The organism is Alkalihalobacillus phoenicis, assembly GCF_047302405.1.
Lineage (GTDB): Bacteria > Bacillota > Bacilli > Bacillales > Bacillaceae_D > Alkalihalobacillus.
The window spans coordinates 1836376-1852739 of the sequence record NZ_CP154853.1; the positions used below are offsets into that span (position 1 = coordinate 1836376).

Below are 16364 nucleotides of genomic sequence, written 5' to 3' on the forward strand. Positions count from 1 at the left end.
ATAAGGTTTAGTTATAACTGCACACTTTTTGCACAATTTAGCTTTATAATATTTAATGGGTTAAACAAAGAATCCATATTGAATAAGGAGTTTTTTTATGTCAACTAGTTCAACTCGCACTTCAAAATTTATCGTTATTTTTACACTTGCTTTAGTCGTTACGGCTGTTCTTTTTTTCTTCTTCTCTCAAAAAGATGAACCTAATCAAGATATTATTTTTTCTGAGCATCCAGATATTAATGGACAGCCAATTTTGGGTAATCAAGATGCTCTCGTCTCAGTTGTTGAGTTTGGTGATTATAAATGCCCTGCTTGTAAAAGGTGGGACGAAACCATTTTACCCCAGTTACAAGAAGATTTTATTGATGATGGACTTGTTCATTACTCATACATCAATACATTATTTCACGGAGAAGAATCTGGTTTAGCTGCCCTTGCTAGTGAATCAGTTTGGCATCACCACCCAGAAGCCTTTTGGGAATATCATCAAGAAATTTTTCATCAACAACCAGCTTCCCAAAATCATGATGAAGCATGGGTCACTCCATTAAAGCTTGTTGAAATCGCCGCTGAAATAGAAGCAGAAATTGATTTAGAACAGCTAGCAGCAGATATTATCGAACAAACTTTTATCGACGAGTTGACAGCTGATACCGAGCAAGTCATCGAGTATGATATCCAATTAACACCAAGCATTGTCATTAATGGAACATTAGTAGAAGATCCTTTTGATTATGAACATATCAAATCATTAATCGAAAAAGAGTTGGAGGACTAAATGATGGCCAAGCTATTGTCTGCAAAATCCTTTCTTTATTTTGCTTGGCTCGTCTCCATTATCGCTACACTTGGAAGCTTGTACTTTAGTGAAGTGAAACAGTTTATTCCGTGCGAACTCTGTTGGTACCAACGAATCTTTATGTACCCATTAACTTTTATTCTAGGGATCGCGGTCTATTTTAATGACTTTAAAGTCGTACGATACATTCTTCCCTTATCTGTAATAGGCGGTTGTATATCCCTTTATCATTATCTCATTCAAAAAATCCCTTCCTTTGGAGCCATTAGCCCTTGTAAAGATGGGGTTCCCTGTAACATGCAATACATCAATTGGTTTGGTTTTATCACCATACCCTTTTTAGCCTTAACTGCCTTTACATTAATTACGATATTTTTATTTATCGTATTAAGAAAAGAAACAAAAAAGCTTGATTGAGCTATTCTCAATCAAGCTTTTTTTCTCTTCTTTTATAATAAATAATTCCATTTTTGATTTCTTTATTCACTTCTCCTAATTGTTCAAGAAAAATAAGGCGTGTCACTGTTGCCATTAACGGATTGATAAACAATTTCAACTCTACGTCTCCGTAAACTTCTTGACTAATTTCCGCCGCATTTTTGGCTTCCTCACTTATTAAATCAAGCACCTGTTCTAAACGGCGCTGATGACTTCTTAACGTTCTATCAATTCGCTCATGGAGATTTTCAATGAGCTCACCATGTCCAGGTAAAGTCATTTTTGTTGGATACTTTTTCAACTTCTCTAAAGAGGTCAAATAAGCATCTAATGCATTATAATGAGGGTCGTTTAATGATAAATAAACGGTTGGTGATAAATGCTGAATCACATGGTCCCCGACAATCATAATACCTTTCTCTTTTTGATAAAAGCAAACATGATCAATTGAATGACCAGGAGTCCAAATCACTTCATAAAAATCATCACCTAGTCTGATAAAGTCACCTTCATCAAATAAAAAATCCGGTTCAAATAAGTAGGCGTCTGCTTCAAGGTGCACAAGTTCTGTTGGCATGTGTGGCCCACCATTTTTTTCAACAAACTCTAACCATAAAGCCGTTTGTTGAGTATTCTGCCTTAATTTTATTAATTGTTTAGCTCCTAAAGTCGAAACATGAACAGAAGCTCCATACTCTTTTTGAAACCAATCTGCTAAACCGATATGATCAGGATGAGTATGAGTTAAAACAATCTTATCGATTTTAAAATCTTCTTTTATAACATCTTGCCATAAAGCTTTTGATTGCTCAGCATAGCTCCCTGTATCCACAATTGTATAGCCATTTTCTCCTTTAAATAAATAGCTATTCATCTCTCCCATCTCAAATGGGTATTGAACTTTTAATTGGTAGACATCGTCCGTAATTTGATGGAGCAAATCTAAATCAATCAGTTGCTGAAATTTCTCCGTTTTTATCATTTTCTTACACCTTCTATTTATCGTTTCACTAAACAAAACTTGTCTCTTTTAGTTCACGGTATTTCTTACTAATATACCATATTTTCGATTCACCGTATTAAAGTCCCGTCCTAATAACTTTTAAATTTTTTTCATAAATAAGCAGATAGCCCTCATGCAACTATTATCTCCCCTCATTCACTTTTAGCTCGATAATATCGAATGCCATTTTCTGTGTAATAGTCAACCATTCCTTCAGAAACAAGATATTTAAAACGAGCAATCGTCGAAATAAACGGACTAAAAAAATGAGTTTTCTTTTTTGGTTGATAGATTTCCGTACAGACCTCTGTGGCGGTTTTCCAATCTGATTTCAAACAATGGAGCATTTGTTCGATCCTATGTTCGTGACCCTTTTTCAATTCATCTACTCTTTCAATCAAATTACTAAATACTTCTCCATGCCCAGGTAAACATAGTTTAGTAGGATAGTTTCGGATTAAATCAAGAGATTGAAAATAATGTTTCATGGAGTCCTCTTCTTTATTACTTAATGAAAAATAAATAATTGGTGAAATATCCTTTAACACATGGTCACCTACGACAAGAATTTGTTTTTCTCTTTGGTAAAAACACATGTGATCAGTTGAGTGCCCTGGCGTCCAAATGACCTCATACTCGTCATCCCCTAATTGAATAAATTCTCCTATTTCAAAAAGAACATCTGGTGTGAAATAATAAGGGCTAGGATCTAATGACAACATCTCAGTTGGAATGCTAGGTGCTCCATTTTCACAAATTATATTTTCTAAATCTTCTTCTTTAATATGATCATTTTGAATCATTTTCAGTTCTTCATTGCCAACCGTTGATAAATGAACCGGTAATTGATGATTTTCTTGAAACCAGCGGGCTAATCCAACATGGTCGGGATGGACATGTGTTAGAACGATTTTTTCAATTATAATTCCTTTAGAAAGAATATCTGTCCATAATTGAATAGACTCTTCTGCCTCACTTCCTGTATCAACCAGCGTATAACCACGTTCTCCCTTAAATAAATAACAGTTGACTTCACGAATCCCAAATGGAAATCTGACCTTCACTAAATAGATGTCGTCTACCACTTTTGTAAGCATATGTCCTCCATATCAGTTTTTTTATATCATTATTTATATATGATACTGCTTATTTCGATAAAGCTCTCGATAATTCCTTTTAAAAATCAATGAAAATTACCATATTATTTGTTCGAAACAAGAAACTGCACCATTTCTCGACATTTTTTTGATTATAATAAGGATGAATGAGTAAATTTATAAAGAGTGAGGTCCCGTACATGAAATTTAGACTATCATTAAAATTAGGCCTTATGTTTTTTGTCATTATCCTTGGGCTAGAATTGACTATGGTCTTTTTTTTACATAATGTTTTAGTCGATTCCCGAATTGAGGATGAAGTTAGTTCCCTTTTAGCTAGAGGCCACTCACATCAGCTAACACTTGAGCATTCATTTGATGAAGAGACCATTTATCATGTTACCTTAATGGAAGTTGCTGCAAATACAGATGTCATAGTGACCAATGGAGCCCAGCAAGTCTTAAGCTCCTCTTTTCCAAATCAATGGATTGAGGAAGCCTTTTTACAAAGCTTTACCTTTGATAGTGTTCCAAGAAAAGGTTTGATTTTAAATGATGATATTAATTCTTTTTCTTATATTAATACGGTACATGAAATTATCAATGAACGCAGCGAAACGATTGGTTATGTCTATATGTTTTTGTCGACTGATTCCTTACATGCCGTCATTCATCAATTAAATGAACACTTTTGGTTAACCGCTGTTATTGTCATTTCTTTAACAACAATCATTATTTTTATTTTATCGGTTAACATTGTCAAACCATTACTTAAAATGAAAGAAGCAACGGTCAAAATGAGCAATGGGGATTTTTCAGTTTCTCTTCCTAATACACGCAAAGATGAGCTTGGTGATCTCGCTCGCTCCATTCAAACTCTTGCTCACGATTTAGATTATCTAAAAAAAGAACGTAATGAATTTTTGGCCACAATTGCTCATGAATTACGAACACCCTTAACGTATATAAAAGGCTATGCCGATGTTGTACAAAAGAGAAAACTTTCAGCAAAAGATGAAGATAAATATTTAAAAATAATTCATGAGGAATCAGAAAAGTTAACCGAATTAATCGATGATTTATTTGACTTAGCGAAATTGGATCAGAACCAATTTGTAATTAAGAAGGAAATGATTCATTTAGTGGACTTCTTAGAACAAATTCAACTAAAAATGGAACCAGCCTTTTACGAAAAAAAGATGTCATTGACTGTTCAATGTCCAAATCAATTATCCTTATCTGCTGACCCCAGACGACTTGAACAAATCGTTGTCAATTTATTAGATAATTCCATTCATTATTCTAATAGTGGCTCCGAAGTGATGATAGCTGTCTCAGCCGTACATAACGGTTTATTCATGGAAATAATTGATAATGGACAAGGCATTCCAGCAAGCGATATTCCCCATATTATGGACAAGTTTTATCGGGTAGAAAAAGCAAGAACACGTAAATATGGTGGTTCAGGTCTTGGCCTAGCTATCGTCAAAGAACTAATGAATGCCCACGGTGGCGATATTTCCATTCAAAGTAAAGAAAACAAAGGAACCACGATTCAATTATTTTTTAAGGATGAAAAAAATGAAACAAACTTTATTACTAATTGATGATGAAGAAAGAATGCTTGATTTATTATCTTTGTATTTAACCCCTTTAGGTTATACATGTGTAAAAAAAAGCTCTGCTCATACAGGAATCGAATATGCAATACATGAGAACATTGATTTAATTTTACTAGATGTCATGATGCCAGAAATGAGCGGTTGGGATGTTTGTACAGAAATTAAGAAAGAAAAAGATATTCCAATCATTATGCTAACAGCGAGAGCGGATAAGCAGGATATAGTAACAGGTTTAACAATGGGGGCTGATGACTATATTACTAAGCCCTTTGATGAGGAAATATTAGTTGCTCGAATCGAAGCCGTCCTTAGAAGAAGCGGAAGAAAAAAACGGCTTCAATTCAACGACTTAATGCTTAACAGTGATTCATTTGAAGTTCACTATCAAGATAAAGAGCTGTTATTAACAAAAAAAGAATTTGGCTTATTACAGCTGTTCCTCTCCAATCCTAATAAAGTGTATTCGCGAGAAAATTTAATTTATTCTGTTTGGAATAATGAATTAAACATTGAAGACCGTACCGTTGATTCACATGTCCGTAATTTAAGAGACAAATTACGGAAAGCTAACGTTCCTGTTGAAAAACACCTTAAAACCGTGTGGGGTGTAGGTTATAAGTGGCTCGATGTTTGAGACTATATATTGGATTAGAATCGGGCTTGAGTCCTTCGAGTCCGACTCTAACAAAAAAACGAATCCAAAAAAGATTCGATTTTTAGCATACCTATTCGGTTCCCTATTCTTCTATAGCTCCCAATTCACTTTCCGTCACCCATTTATGATTTTTCTCTTCAGCTCCTGTTGTTGTCAACGTAAAGTCAACCATATAAACCGTTGTTCGTTCAACTGAATCAATTTCAACAGTCGCTCCTTCCATCCCCGCCATATGCTCAGCTGTTGTTTGCACTTTTTCTCCGACAGCAAATGGCTCGTCGTCTGCATCAACCATTTCTTCATGAATAATCCATTTATGATTTTCGACACGTTCACCGCCATTTTCAGGTGTATAAGAGATAGCATAAGCATACGTATCATATGCTCCGACAATCTGGGCTAGTGCTCCTTCCATCCCTTCCATATGTCCATCAACAATTAAGGCGTTACTACCTACTTCAAATGTGGGCTCGGCCTTTTCTTTTAAACCTTCTGGTACTTCACCAGAACTTGAGTGATTCATACCTTCATGTGAGTCATGCCCTTCATGATTTTGACCATTGTGATTTACTCCATCATTGGAATCAACTTCATCAGTTGTGCTTCCACACCCAGTTAACACCATTACCAATACAAATGCACTTATAATTTTTTTCATATGCTTCATCTTCTACCACTCCTTTGATTGACTATAACTAGTTTAGAAAAAAAGTGTGCAGAAAAAATGAAGTTTCAAAAAATGGCTGAGCTAAATCGAGACTTGGACTTTTTTAGCAATAGATGCCATATCCTGTGCGGAATAAACATTTGTGCCTTTGGTCTTTAGTTGAGCAATGCGATACATAACGTAGGCTACCGTTTTTGCTTCAATGCCCCATTTCGCTCTAGTAGAATCTTTTAGCATCCAAGAAAGGCTTTTAAACACCCAATCAGCCACTTTCTCAGTAAAACGGAATTCTTCTCGCTCTCCTAGAAGTAATGATGGTTGAACGATAGATAAAGCCGGTAAAGGTAAAGCTTTTAGATGTTCTTCCAACTCTCCTTTTATTCGAGAATAGAAGAATTTTGATTTAGAATTAGCATTCATCGCACTCACTAAAATAAAATGGTCAATCCCTTTCTCCTGCACCAGTTTAGCTAATGTAAGTGGATAGTGAACATCAACTTTATACATATTTTCTTGTGATTTTGCTTTTTTTATCGTCGTACCAAGGCAGCAGTACACATCTTGTACGTCCATTTCATTTTGATAATCGGCTAACTTGTCAAAATCAACAGTCACTACCTTTAATTTATGATGTTTGATCGGTAATGGGGTTCGTACGAAAGCAACAATTTCTGAATAACGATCCCCTTTTAGTAGAATTTGCAAAAGTTCTGAACCAACTAACCCACTCGCACCAACTATTAGAGCCCTTTTTGTGTCCAACGTCCTTCACTCCTTTCTTTTATTCTATTATTTTTCATAAAAATTTGAAACTTTTTAGGCGAAGAAGCTAAAACATAAGAGCAGATTGTTTTTATCTTGAAAAAGAATATGGGATAATGAGCATGATCAACCTAAATTTTGAAAAATGAGAGGATGAATCGGACATGAACATCGTGACCTTAAACAATGGAGTTCAAATGCCACAGCTCGGCTTCGGGGTGTTTAAAGTCGAAAATGAGCAAGCTGAACTAGCGGTAAAAGAAGCAATCCGTGTCGGCTATCGCTCTATTGATACAGCAACCGTTTATCAAAATGAAGAAGGTGTCGGAAAAGCGATAAAAGAATGCGGTGTTCCTCGTGAGCAGTTATTTATTACGACAAAGGTGTGGAATGGTGACCAAGGGTATGAGAAGACATTACGAGCGTTTGATTTAAGTTTACAGAAACTTGGTTTAGATTATGTGGACCTCTATTTAATTCATTGGCCAACTCCTCAATATGATGAGTATGTAGAGACGTATAAAGCATTAGAAAAACTTTATAAAGATGGCCGAGTTCGTGCCATTGGAGTTAGTAATTTTGCAATTGAACATTTACAGCGAATTTTAGATGAATGTGAAGTAGTACCTGTTTTAAATCAGGTAGAATGTCATCCATTATTAACACAAAAAGAGCTCAAAGCTTTTTGTGAAGAAAATAATATTTATCTAGAATCTTGGAGCCCCCTACAAAGAGGTGGAGAAGTATTACAATTAGAGGAAATCACAAAGATTGCCGAGGCTCATCAAAAATCACCAGCACAAGTGATTTTACGCTGGCATCTTCAACACAACTTCATTGTCATCCCTAAATCCGTTACCCCTTCAAGAATTAAAGAGAATTTTGAAGTATTTGATTTTGAGTTAACAAATGAAGAAATGAAGCAAATTGACCAATTAAATAAAAATGAGCGTTGTGGTTCCGATCCAAAAACAAACAATAAAAGATAAAGCGAAAGAGCAGCCAAAAGTGATTCGAAACTTTTGGCTGCTCTTTTTTATGAGAGGCGTCTATCATAATGTTGTTTTTGTACTCTAATCCTCAGCAATGCAAGGTTCTAAAACCCTGCTAAGGTTTTAGCGTATTCAAATGGGGTTGGCATGATTTTTTTGTATAAATCATCATTCTCTAATTGATATAAACTTTTATATTTGTAAATTTTATTAATTTCTAAAAACCATAATTGGTGTTCATGGTCGACTATAAAGTCCACTGCTAAATCACCATAATTGCCAACCTCTCGATCTAATAACTGACATAATTTAATACAAAGCGATTCCATATTTTTGTATAAAAGTTGATTTTTTTCTTCGTTGACTTGATAAATATCTCTCAAAGCATCTGTCGCTTCCATTATTTTTTTTGTATATTGAAGATTGGTCGTTACGCTGCCTTTTTCAGCCATTCGAGCAATGATTCCTTGAACATTCCATTTACTGTGTCTATCTTTTTGCAAATAGGCTCTAAAGTCTAAATGATGTTCATCAAAATCCGTTGAGACACTTTGTTGAATCACATAGTCTTTTTGTAACAATGATTGCATTTCTTTTTTTACATCCTCCCAATGAAAAAAAACGTTCGATTCGTTTTCAACATTGGTAACTTGATATTGCTCTTGCAGCTGTTGAACCATCATAATTCCTCGTCCTCTTGAGCTATTAGAGGGTTTTAAATAAACCGTACCGTATTTTTCTAACTGCTGTTTAACTTGTTCAGGTTCCGTTAATTTTTCAGTATAAGGAAAATAATCTTTTAATTCTTTGTCTGTACTACCCCATTCATACAAGTCCCATTTCGTAAAATGATAAGAATTAAAGATTCGATCGCCAATTGTCGTTATGAGCTCATCATACGTTTCTTCTTTAAGTTTTCTCCACTTGTAAACAGAGTCAGGGTACGGAAAAGTCCCTTTCACCCAACGAGTCTGTCTATTTTCTCCGTTTGGATTATAATAATAACCTTCTATCGTTTTTGTCGTAAAATCAATATCGGTCGGGGCACATAAGAAAATGACTCCCTTTATTTGATCATAATTGGTAAACCTTTTTTTAAAATAATTTAATCGTTTTGCTGTCACTTTTTTTTCGCTATTAAGTGCAATATAGGCAATAACAGGTCCAATTCGTAAGTGACGCCCTTCATAAAGGAGCTCATACGGCAATTCTTGCGGAATCGTCACTTCATTCATCACTTCTTCTGAAAAGCCTATTGTGTCATCAGGCAATTCATTGCTCATCATGACAACCATTTCTTTTACCCAACTTCCAAATTGAACTAAAATTCGTTGCGAATGAATCTGATATTTATTTTTTATCTGCTCCGTAATATATATTATTCCGCTATTTTTACTCGGAATATAGTTTATATACATCTTTTTCATCTCCTTTCATTTGATTAAAAACCAGCAAGTGACTTAGCGTAAAGAAAAGGAGTCGTCATCACCTTCTCATATATTTCTTCAAAGCCTTCTTGTTGTAAAAGAACATAACCGTAACTTTTGTTTAATTCTAAAATCCAAATATTTAACTTATTATCGATAATAAAATCAAGGGCAAGATCGCCATAATGGCCATTTTGACAACGATCAAGTTGTTCACATATAAACGTACACGCTTCTTCCACTTTTTGAACAAGTTGTTGGGCTTCCTTTTCTCCTAAATGAAATAACATCGCCATCGCTTCATCACCTAACATCCGTTTATCACTTTGTTGAATATTTGTGACAATCTGCTCTTTTTTCGATAATTTAGCAATAATCCCAGAACATGACCAGCGTTTGTCTTCACCTTTTTGCATATACGCTCTAAAATCTACGTTTCTTTCTTCATAAATAAACGGAACTCCTTGTTGAATGATAAACTTTTGATTGCTAAACTTTCGTAAATACCTCTTTAACTCGCCTTCATCTTCTATTTGAGTCATCGTTTTTTTGGAATTGATAAATTGGTAACATTCATTTTGCTTTTTCACCATTTCAATTTTTTTCCCTAATGAACCTTGAATTGGCTTGATGTAGACGGAATCATACTCCGTTAGCATTCTTTTCACTTGAGCAAGCGGGTCGGTTAAACGTTCTGTATAAGGCAAGTAATGTTTTATTTTCTCATTGACTGCTAACCAATACCAAAATTCCCACTTATTAAAATGATACGTATTAAAGATAGTGTCACCAACATATGTGTGCAAATGATTAAAAAGTGGCTTCGGAAGCTTTTTCCTTCTAAAAATAGCCGCTGGATAAGGAAATCTTCCAAGTTTCCACTGCCCACTCTCTTCTACTGTATTTGGATCATAATAATAACCATTTACTGTTTGTGTGATTGGTTCAAAAGAATCAAGAGCACAAATATAAAACAACCCATTAGCCAATTTCTCATGATTAAATCGTTTCTCATATTGAGTTAGCTTCGATTTCTTAATAGATTCAAGTGACTCAAAAGCGATAAAAGCGACAACTGGTCCAATATAAAGATTCTTTTTTTCTACTTTTACTGCAAAAGGAAGTTTGGTAAGACTATCTAAATGAGAGCTTTTCTGCACGGATAGTTCTATCGTATTTTCTTCTAACGCCTCTTCTTTTTTTATATTAAATTCTTTTTTCCATGCTCCGAAATGAACGAGAATTCTTTTTTCTTTAATATTGTATTTTTCACAAAAGGAGGTCGAGAGATAAATCGTGTCTTGTTTAGCAACTGTTCTCCATTTAATGTTCAACATCATCCCTCCTTTTTAGTGGTTTATCGAGTCTTTTTGGCATCGCTTTTTTTACCGCCATTTTGGCTAGCATTAATGTCGGATCATATTTTGTTATTCGGTGATTTTGAATATATGGAAAAAGTAATGGTATTTCTGTACATCCTCCGATAATGGCTGAAATTCCCTTTCGCTTATATTTTTGAACCATTTTATTCAGCTCGTTTAAGTAATGATTGTTGGCAATATAACCAGCTTTTACTTCATCAATCGCACTAGCAACAATTTTTTGCTCTTTCCTAGTCGGAATGGTAATCTGTATACCTTCTGTTTGAAATGCCTTTTGATAAAGCTGAGCTTTTATAGTACCTGAAGTCGCAAATAATAATATTTGTTTCTCTGCCTTTATTGTGTCCTTAACAGAATGGACTGTATTTTCAATCATATTTAGAATCGGGACATGAACGTTTTTTTGAATGTCATCGAACCAATAATGAGCTGTATGGCAGGGCATTACGATAAAACTGGCTCCTGCTTTTTCTAACACTTTAGCCGTTTGAATTAATTCAACAACTGGACTTTCTTGTTGGTTAATAATGGCGTTTACTCTTGATGGGATCTGCGTGTTATTGTAAATAAGAAGTGGAATATGGTCTTGATCACAACTTACCTTCGTCTGTAAGATGATTTTCTCTGCTAAATCAACGGTTGCAAGTGGTCCCATTCCTCCTAAAATACCTATCGTTTCATTCATACTAAAAACCTGCTAACCTTTTGCAGTAAAGCATATTTAATAAACGAGTTTCATAAAAAAGGTCTTCCTCTCCTGCATAAAAGGCTGTGTAATCATTAGGTGATTTATGGTTAATTTCAATAACCCATAAGTTTAATTCGCGATCAAGGGCTAAATCAATTCCTAATCTCCCAAAATGTACTCCACTTTTATCCAAGGCTTCTCCTATCTTGAGTGCAAGTTCTGAAAACTGTTGGCGAATGCTCGTTACTTCTGAGTGTGATAACCGATAAACTTCAGATAGGGTCTCCTCTCCACGCTCAACTTGACCTCCACCTGAACGGTTACTAGTGATTTTTCCAGCCACACCTCTTCTCCCAATCAAGCCAACATCTTTCCACTTTCCATGGTAATCTTTCATAAGTACCAAGCGAAAATCAACGATACTTTGCTCAAAGAGTTTGAGCTCTAAACCTTGTTGCAAAAGAAATTGCCCCGGATGTAATTGATTAAGCTCATCGGCTAGACTATTAATAGGAATCTTGTTTTCCTGAAGCCCATCATTGAATAACGCATATTCTCCCTCTTTTTTAATCCTCTGAATTCCTACTCCTTTTTTTCCTGACAAAGGTTTGATATACATTTGTTCATACTCATCTAAAAAGGACAACACATCCTTTTTATTTTTATAAAGGATTGTTTCAGGTAAATATGGTTTAATTTCTTTGTGATTGAACAAACATTTGTGCATTTCCCATTTATTAAATGTATTCGAGTTAAAAATACGAAAACCTAACACGGTTTGAAAATGTTCTCTCATTTTTCGAGGTAATGCTGTTTTTTTTAGAATGGATTGAGGATAAGGAAAAATCCCCTTCACCCATTCTTTTAACTTCGGATTGTACATATACCCTTTAATTTGTAAGTGGTTTGAATAAACACCTTCTAATGAAAAGGCTAGTATCGCCCCGTTAATCATTTGATAATTATGAACATATGAAGATAGCTTTTTTAATTTTTCGGCCATTGCGATTTCCTTCTTAGCAATTAACATTCCTATATAAGGTCCGATATGCCATTCATTATCAATAATTCTCACTTCAAAATCAGCTCCTACCGGAAGATTAAACTGTTTGATTATATTAGCTGATAAATGAAGTTCCTGTGGATTCATTTCTTCCATACTCTTAAAATTCAATTCCTTTATTTGAAGACCGAAGCGCACATATCCTTTTTGTTGAACGCCACTACTCAATTCCTTATACACAGCCGTATGCATAGTCATTGTGTTTTTTGTTGTTTCATCTGAGATGATGGAAAAAGTATTCATCGTCTTTTTTTACCCTCCTTTTTTCTCTTTTGCTAAACTCATATAAAAATATGCTATGAATAAATTTGCTCCCTGTCTATTGTATAAGCCTGTAAATGGCGTCTAAAATCAGAAAATCTATCAAATCGCCTTCATCTGCTTCTACAAATAGTCTATTATTTTCTTCAAAAATTCTAGTAAGATAACTTATTAACTCAACTTTCGCAGCGTATAATTGACTCTTAACCGTTGATAGAGATTGATTTTAGGGCGATATCATACTCAAATTGACTTTACATGGACGGTTCAATCGTTGACAGTCTGAACACATCTCTTCGTAGGCTGTTGAAGGAAACTGTTCACTAAAATTAAGAGCTCCGGCTGTCGCTCCCAAAACCATACTCCGCGTCCTGCGGGAACCTTGCGAGCCTCCTCGGCACACCTGCGGGGTCTCGCTCCACGGTTTATTCCCGCGGGAGTCTCCGTATGGTTTTGTCCGCTAAGTGTAGGGGAGATGCTTGATGAGATGGCCATTCTCAATCAGCTATTTTTAACGCAGAAGGACCTTTTTCTTCACTTTGTTGGTTATGGAACTAAATAGGTAGTTACCACCTATTTTTTCCTAAGTCTGTAGTCATCAAAAGACAGGATAAACAAGCTCGATCATCTAGCTAATGTACAGAGCATCCACACTGATTTGTTTACAACTGTAACGGAATGAGTCATGGAAGGAGAAAAATCATTCTCAAGCTAATGTACGTTGAAGTCATGACTATTTTTTTATTCAATGAGAAAACCGAACCTAGATTCGATTCCATTATCTAGCGGACAAACAGACACGGAGACTCCCGCAGGAATAAACCGTCCAATGAGACCCCGCAAACGTGCTGAGGAGGCTCATGAGGTTCCTGCAGGACGCGGAGTGTCTGTTTGGGAGCGACCGCCGGAGGGCATTGTACATTGTATATTTTTTCTTGATGCGCAGTTTATCCGTTTGGTGTGATAGTGCGTTCTCGCTTTTCAAACGTGTCAAGGGCATTTGTTTAAGAGCTTCCCTTTTACTCGGCCAACTAGTTGAACGGATTTTCTCGATGCGAAAGTTGAGTTATTAATTTAAAAAAAAGACCACTCAATAGGTTGAATGGCCTTGTAAGATAGTCTTTTCTCTGGTTATATATAAACTACATTGTCTTTTTTATTTTGTACTGTAAAATTCATTAGGGATTGGTCCAAATGTTCTTTTATGATAAAGGAGTGGCTCTTTCTTTTCACTTTCAATCTCGATCACTTTTCCAATTAAAATCATATGATCTCCTGCTTCAACCGTTTTATAAGTTTCACATTGTAGAACACCGGCCACATTTTTTAAAACTGGCAAGCCATGCTCCGATTTTTTCCATTCTGTATTTGCAAAGCGATCATCGACACGTGAAGCAAATAATTGACAGACGTCACTTTGATCAGACGCTAGGACATGGACAGCAAATTTATTTGTATTTGTAAAAACATCATACGATGAAACCCGTTTATCAATCGACCATAAAATGAGGAGCGGGTCAATTGAAACCGATGCAAAGGAATTAACCGTTAATCCCAATGGAATTCCGTCATCTGTAGTTGTTGTTACAACCGTCACACCAGTCGGATAATTCCCCATTACCTCTTTAAATAAATCAACTTTACTTATTTCACTCATAAAAATTCTCCCTCCAAAAATAACTTGATAACTTAACCAGCTACTTTTTAAACAAAAATGTATATAAACTCATTGTAAATATAGCATATTTTAAGCTTGTTTGCATATAGCGTTGCTTTCTTTATTATGAAAATTCGATTAATGACGAGTCCATTCCGAGTAACTAGTCTTAATTGCTAGTAAAGTCTAGTACTAAAACATGTTTCAAGCAAAAGCAAATAGGCCTTCATCATAACGCGTTAAATCTGATAATCGGTTGGATTTAAAATAAGTTCTACAACACTTTCAAATAACTGACGTTGCTCTATCCGCTCCCAATCTTCCTCTACTTCAGCCAAAAGCCACATGACCTCATCAAGAAAGACATGATTTAAAGCGGCAAGCCACCATTCCTTTTCTTCCTCTTTAATGCTCGAATATGTATAATACTCCTCCAAAAACCATCGCCATTCTTCATTTGTAAACACACGATTTGGTGCTGAATCAAGTTCATTATGAAAGAGTAAAAGGGATAATGCTAAATCAAATAATTTCGGGATCCAAATGGCGTTGTCTGGATCAATTAAAATAGGTTGTTTCTGATAGATTAAGTTATTTGCCTTATAATCATGAGGAGTCAAAAGCCATTGAATGTTCGCTGCTTTTATAGCCTCTTGTGATTGTACAGATTCTAACAAATGTTCATATAAACGTTCTGTGTCTATGTTTGCTTGATATTGTTTCGTAAATTGACGAATGGATACAATACTTTCTTCAACTTCATGTTTATAGAAATCAAAAACATGATAATGTGGCAACTGATAGGGATTGTTTGCTGGAGAAAGGGCGTGTATTTTCCCTAATAATTCTCCTGCTTGACGAATGTTCTTTTCTGAAGCCGTATATTTGTTCCCCTGAATAAAGGGGTAAGCAACATAACAATCATCTTGAATTTGTTGTGGATTATCAACCTTTAACGAAACAGGGAGCACAACTGGAACCCCATGTTGGTTTAAATACGTGGTGTAACGAATTAACCTTTTCGACTTTTCAAGTGGAGATTGTGTTCTTTTAATGATCATTTCATCGACTTTATATACCGGTGAAAATGAGTAAATACTTTGAGGTTCTTCTTTTACATCTATTAAAAATTCTTTCAAAATTTCTTTCCCGTCCAATTAGAGGTCCCCCTTTTCACATCGAGCTCCAATAATACCATAATATTTAGAAAATAGGGGCTTTCATAATCGGTTACCGCATATTTTGGGCAATCTCCATTAACTGTTCCTTATTTAAAACCATACTTTTTAATTCAATAAAAGTGCCATTCTGAACCCATCGCAAAAAGCCGCCTGGATAATCTTGAGCATCCCACTGAATAAAACGGCCTTCCTGTTTGTTAATTTTAACGGCAACACCTTCATGTTTATTAAATTTGAATTCCTCCACTATTTTTTTCGTTTTTTCATGACCATCAATTTGATCGTTCTTGCTTTTTTCCTTAACGATTAAATGACCTCTTGCTCTATGTTGTGTCACTGTCAAAAATAATTGATCTGTTTCTTGATTAAAATAATGCAATTGAACAAAGGTTATCGGTTTAGTCGAATCTAGAAGTTTTGGTTCGTTTACTTTCAAATATGCCTGTTCAATTAGCTCAGGAGTGAAGAAATGAAATCCTACATGCTCCCTCAATGTATTTAATGATACATTTGTTTGAGCCATCACTAAAATAGGGTTAAAAATAAATAGACAAATCAAAACAAAAAATAAATAACGTCCCTTCCACATCAAAACTCTCTCCTCATATAATTATTCTTGTTGAGTTTTTGTGAAAATTAGAATTCTATTCATTTTGTCTTTAAATATTGT

Annotated in this window: 16 protein-coding genes; 5 read left to right on the top strand and 11 right to left on the bottom strand. The window is 35.1% G+C overall.

Features of this window, described 5'->3' with window-relative positions; translation table 11 throughout:
* The first annotated feature begins 97 nt into the window (after positions 1-97).
* Both AA0017_RS08715 and AA0017_RS08720 read left to right on the top strand, forming a co-directional pair.
* Positions 98-778: a thioredoxin domain-containing protein gene (locus AA0017_RS08715; RefSeq protein ID WP_413380981.1), complete on the top strand. Its 681-nt coding sequence runs from the start codon at positions 98-100 to the stop codon at positions 776-778.
* On the top strand, positions 779-1216 hold the full coding sequence (locus AA0017_RS08720) for a disulfide oxidoreductase (RefSeq protein ID WP_413380983.1): 438 nt from the start codon (positions 779-781) through the stop codon (positions 1214-1216).
* A gap of 7 nt (positions 1217-1223) precedes the next feature.
* Here AA0017_RS08720 and AA0017_RS08725 read toward each other — a convergent pair whose 3' ends face one another.
* Both AA0017_RS08725 and AA0017_RS08730 read right to left on the bottom strand, forming a co-directional pair.
* Complete coding sequence (locus AA0017_RS08725) at positions 1224-2219, bottom strand: MBL fold metallo-hydrolase (RefSeq protein WP_413380985.1); 996 nt, start codon at positions 2217-2219, stop codon at positions 1224-1226.
* Positions 2220-2392: 173 nt separating this feature from the next.
* Positions 2393-3337, bottom strand: a complete 945-nt coding sequence (locus AA0017_RS08730; protein WP_413380987.1) for an MBL fold metallo-hydrolase — start codon at positions 3335-3337, stop codon at positions 2393-2395.
* 200 nt (positions 3338-3537) lie between these two features.
* On the opposite strand from AA0017_RS08730, the gene AA0017_RS08735 reads away from it, so the two are divergent.
* A complete protein-coding gene (locus AA0017_RS08735; RefSeq protein ID WP_413380989.1) occupies positions 3538-4944 on the top strand; it encodes a sensor histidine kinase in 1407 nt (468 codons plus the stop codon).
* A complete protein-coding gene (locus AA0017_RS08740; RefSeq protein WP_413380991.1) occupies positions 4919-5593 on the top strand; it encodes a response regulator transcription factor in 675 nt (224 codons plus the stop codon). The genes AA0017_RS08735 and AA0017_RS08740 overlap by 26 nt, the downstream gene beginning before the upstream one ends.
* A gap of 103 nt (positions 5594-5696) precedes the next feature.
* Here AA0017_RS08740 and AA0017_RS08745 read toward each other — a convergent pair whose 3' ends face one another.
* Together AA0017_RS08745 and AA0017_RS08750 are read right to left on the bottom strand one after the other, a co-directional pair.
* On the bottom strand, positions 5697-6281 hold the full coding sequence (locus tag AA0017_RS08745; RefSeq protein ID WP_413380993.1) for a DUF1541 domain-containing protein: 585 nt from the start codon (positions 6279-6281) through the stop codon (positions 5697-5699).
* Positions 6282-6362: 81 nt separating this feature from the next.
* Positions 6363-7043, bottom strand: a complete 681-nt coding sequence (locus AA0017_RS08750) for an NAD(P)H-binding protein (RefSeq protein ID WP_413380995.1) — start codon at positions 7041-7043, stop codon at positions 6363-6365.
* A 164-nt stretch (positions 7044-7207) separates the two neighbouring features.
* Here AA0017_RS08750 and AA0017_RS08755 point away from each other — a divergent pair, with 164 nt between their 5' ends.
* Positions 7208-8032 (top strand): aldo/keto reductase, encoded by an 825-nt coding sequence (locus tag AA0017_RS08755; RefSeq protein WP_413380997.1) that lies wholly within the window; start codon positions 7208-7210, stop codon positions 8030-8032.
* Positions 8033-8139: 107 nt separating this feature from the next.
* Here the strand turns inward: AA0017_RS08755 and AA0017_RS08760 are convergent, their stop codons facing one another.
* From AA0017_RS08760 to AA0017_RS08790, 7 genes are all read right to left on the bottom strand, one after another.
* On the bottom strand, positions 8140-9453 hold the full coding sequence (locus AA0017_RS08760) for a YheC/YheD family protein (protein WP_413380999.1): 1314 nt from the start codon (positions 9451-9453) through the stop codon (positions 8140-8142).
* 23 nt (positions 9454-9476) lie between these two features.
* Positions 9477-10796 (bottom strand): YheC/YheD family protein, encoded by a 1320-nt coding sequence (locus AA0017_RS08765; protein WP_413381001.1) that lies wholly within the window; start codon positions 10794-10796, stop codon positions 9477-9479.
* Entirely contained in the window at positions 10786-11529 is a 744-nt protein-coding gene (locus AA0017_RS08770; protein WP_413381003.1) for an aspartate/glutamate racemase family protein, read from the bottom strand. Before AA0017_RS08770 ends, AA0017_RS08765 begins: the two co-directional genes overlap by 11 nt.
* Position 11530: 1 nt before the next feature.
* The gene (locus tag AA0017_RS08775) at positions 11531-12838 is read right to left on the bottom strand and encodes a YheC/YheD family protein (RefSeq protein ID WP_413381005.1); all 1308 of its coding nucleotides are present in this window, start codon (positions 12836-12838) and stop codon (positions 11531-11533) included.
* A 1174-nt stretch (positions 12839-14012) separates the two neighbouring features.
* Positions 14013-14513 (bottom strand): flavin reductase family protein, encoded by a 501-nt coding sequence (locus tag AA0017_RS08780; RefSeq protein ID WP_413381007.1) that lies wholly within the window; start codon positions 14511-14513, stop codon positions 14013-14015.
* 239 nt (positions 14514-14752) lie between these two features.
* Positions 14753-15670: a phosphotransferase gene (locus AA0017_RS08785; protein ID WP_413381009.1), complete on the bottom strand. Its 918-nt coding sequence runs from the start codon at positions 15668-15670 to the stop codon at positions 14753-14755.
* A 73-nt stretch (positions 15671-15743) separates the two neighbouring features.
* Complete coding sequence (locus tag AA0017_RS08790) at positions 15744-16283, bottom strand: DUF4367 domain-containing protein (RefSeq protein WP_413381011.1); 540 nt, start codon at positions 16281-16283, stop codon at positions 15744-15746.
* Between the last annotated feature and the right edge of the window lie 81 nt (positions 16284-16364).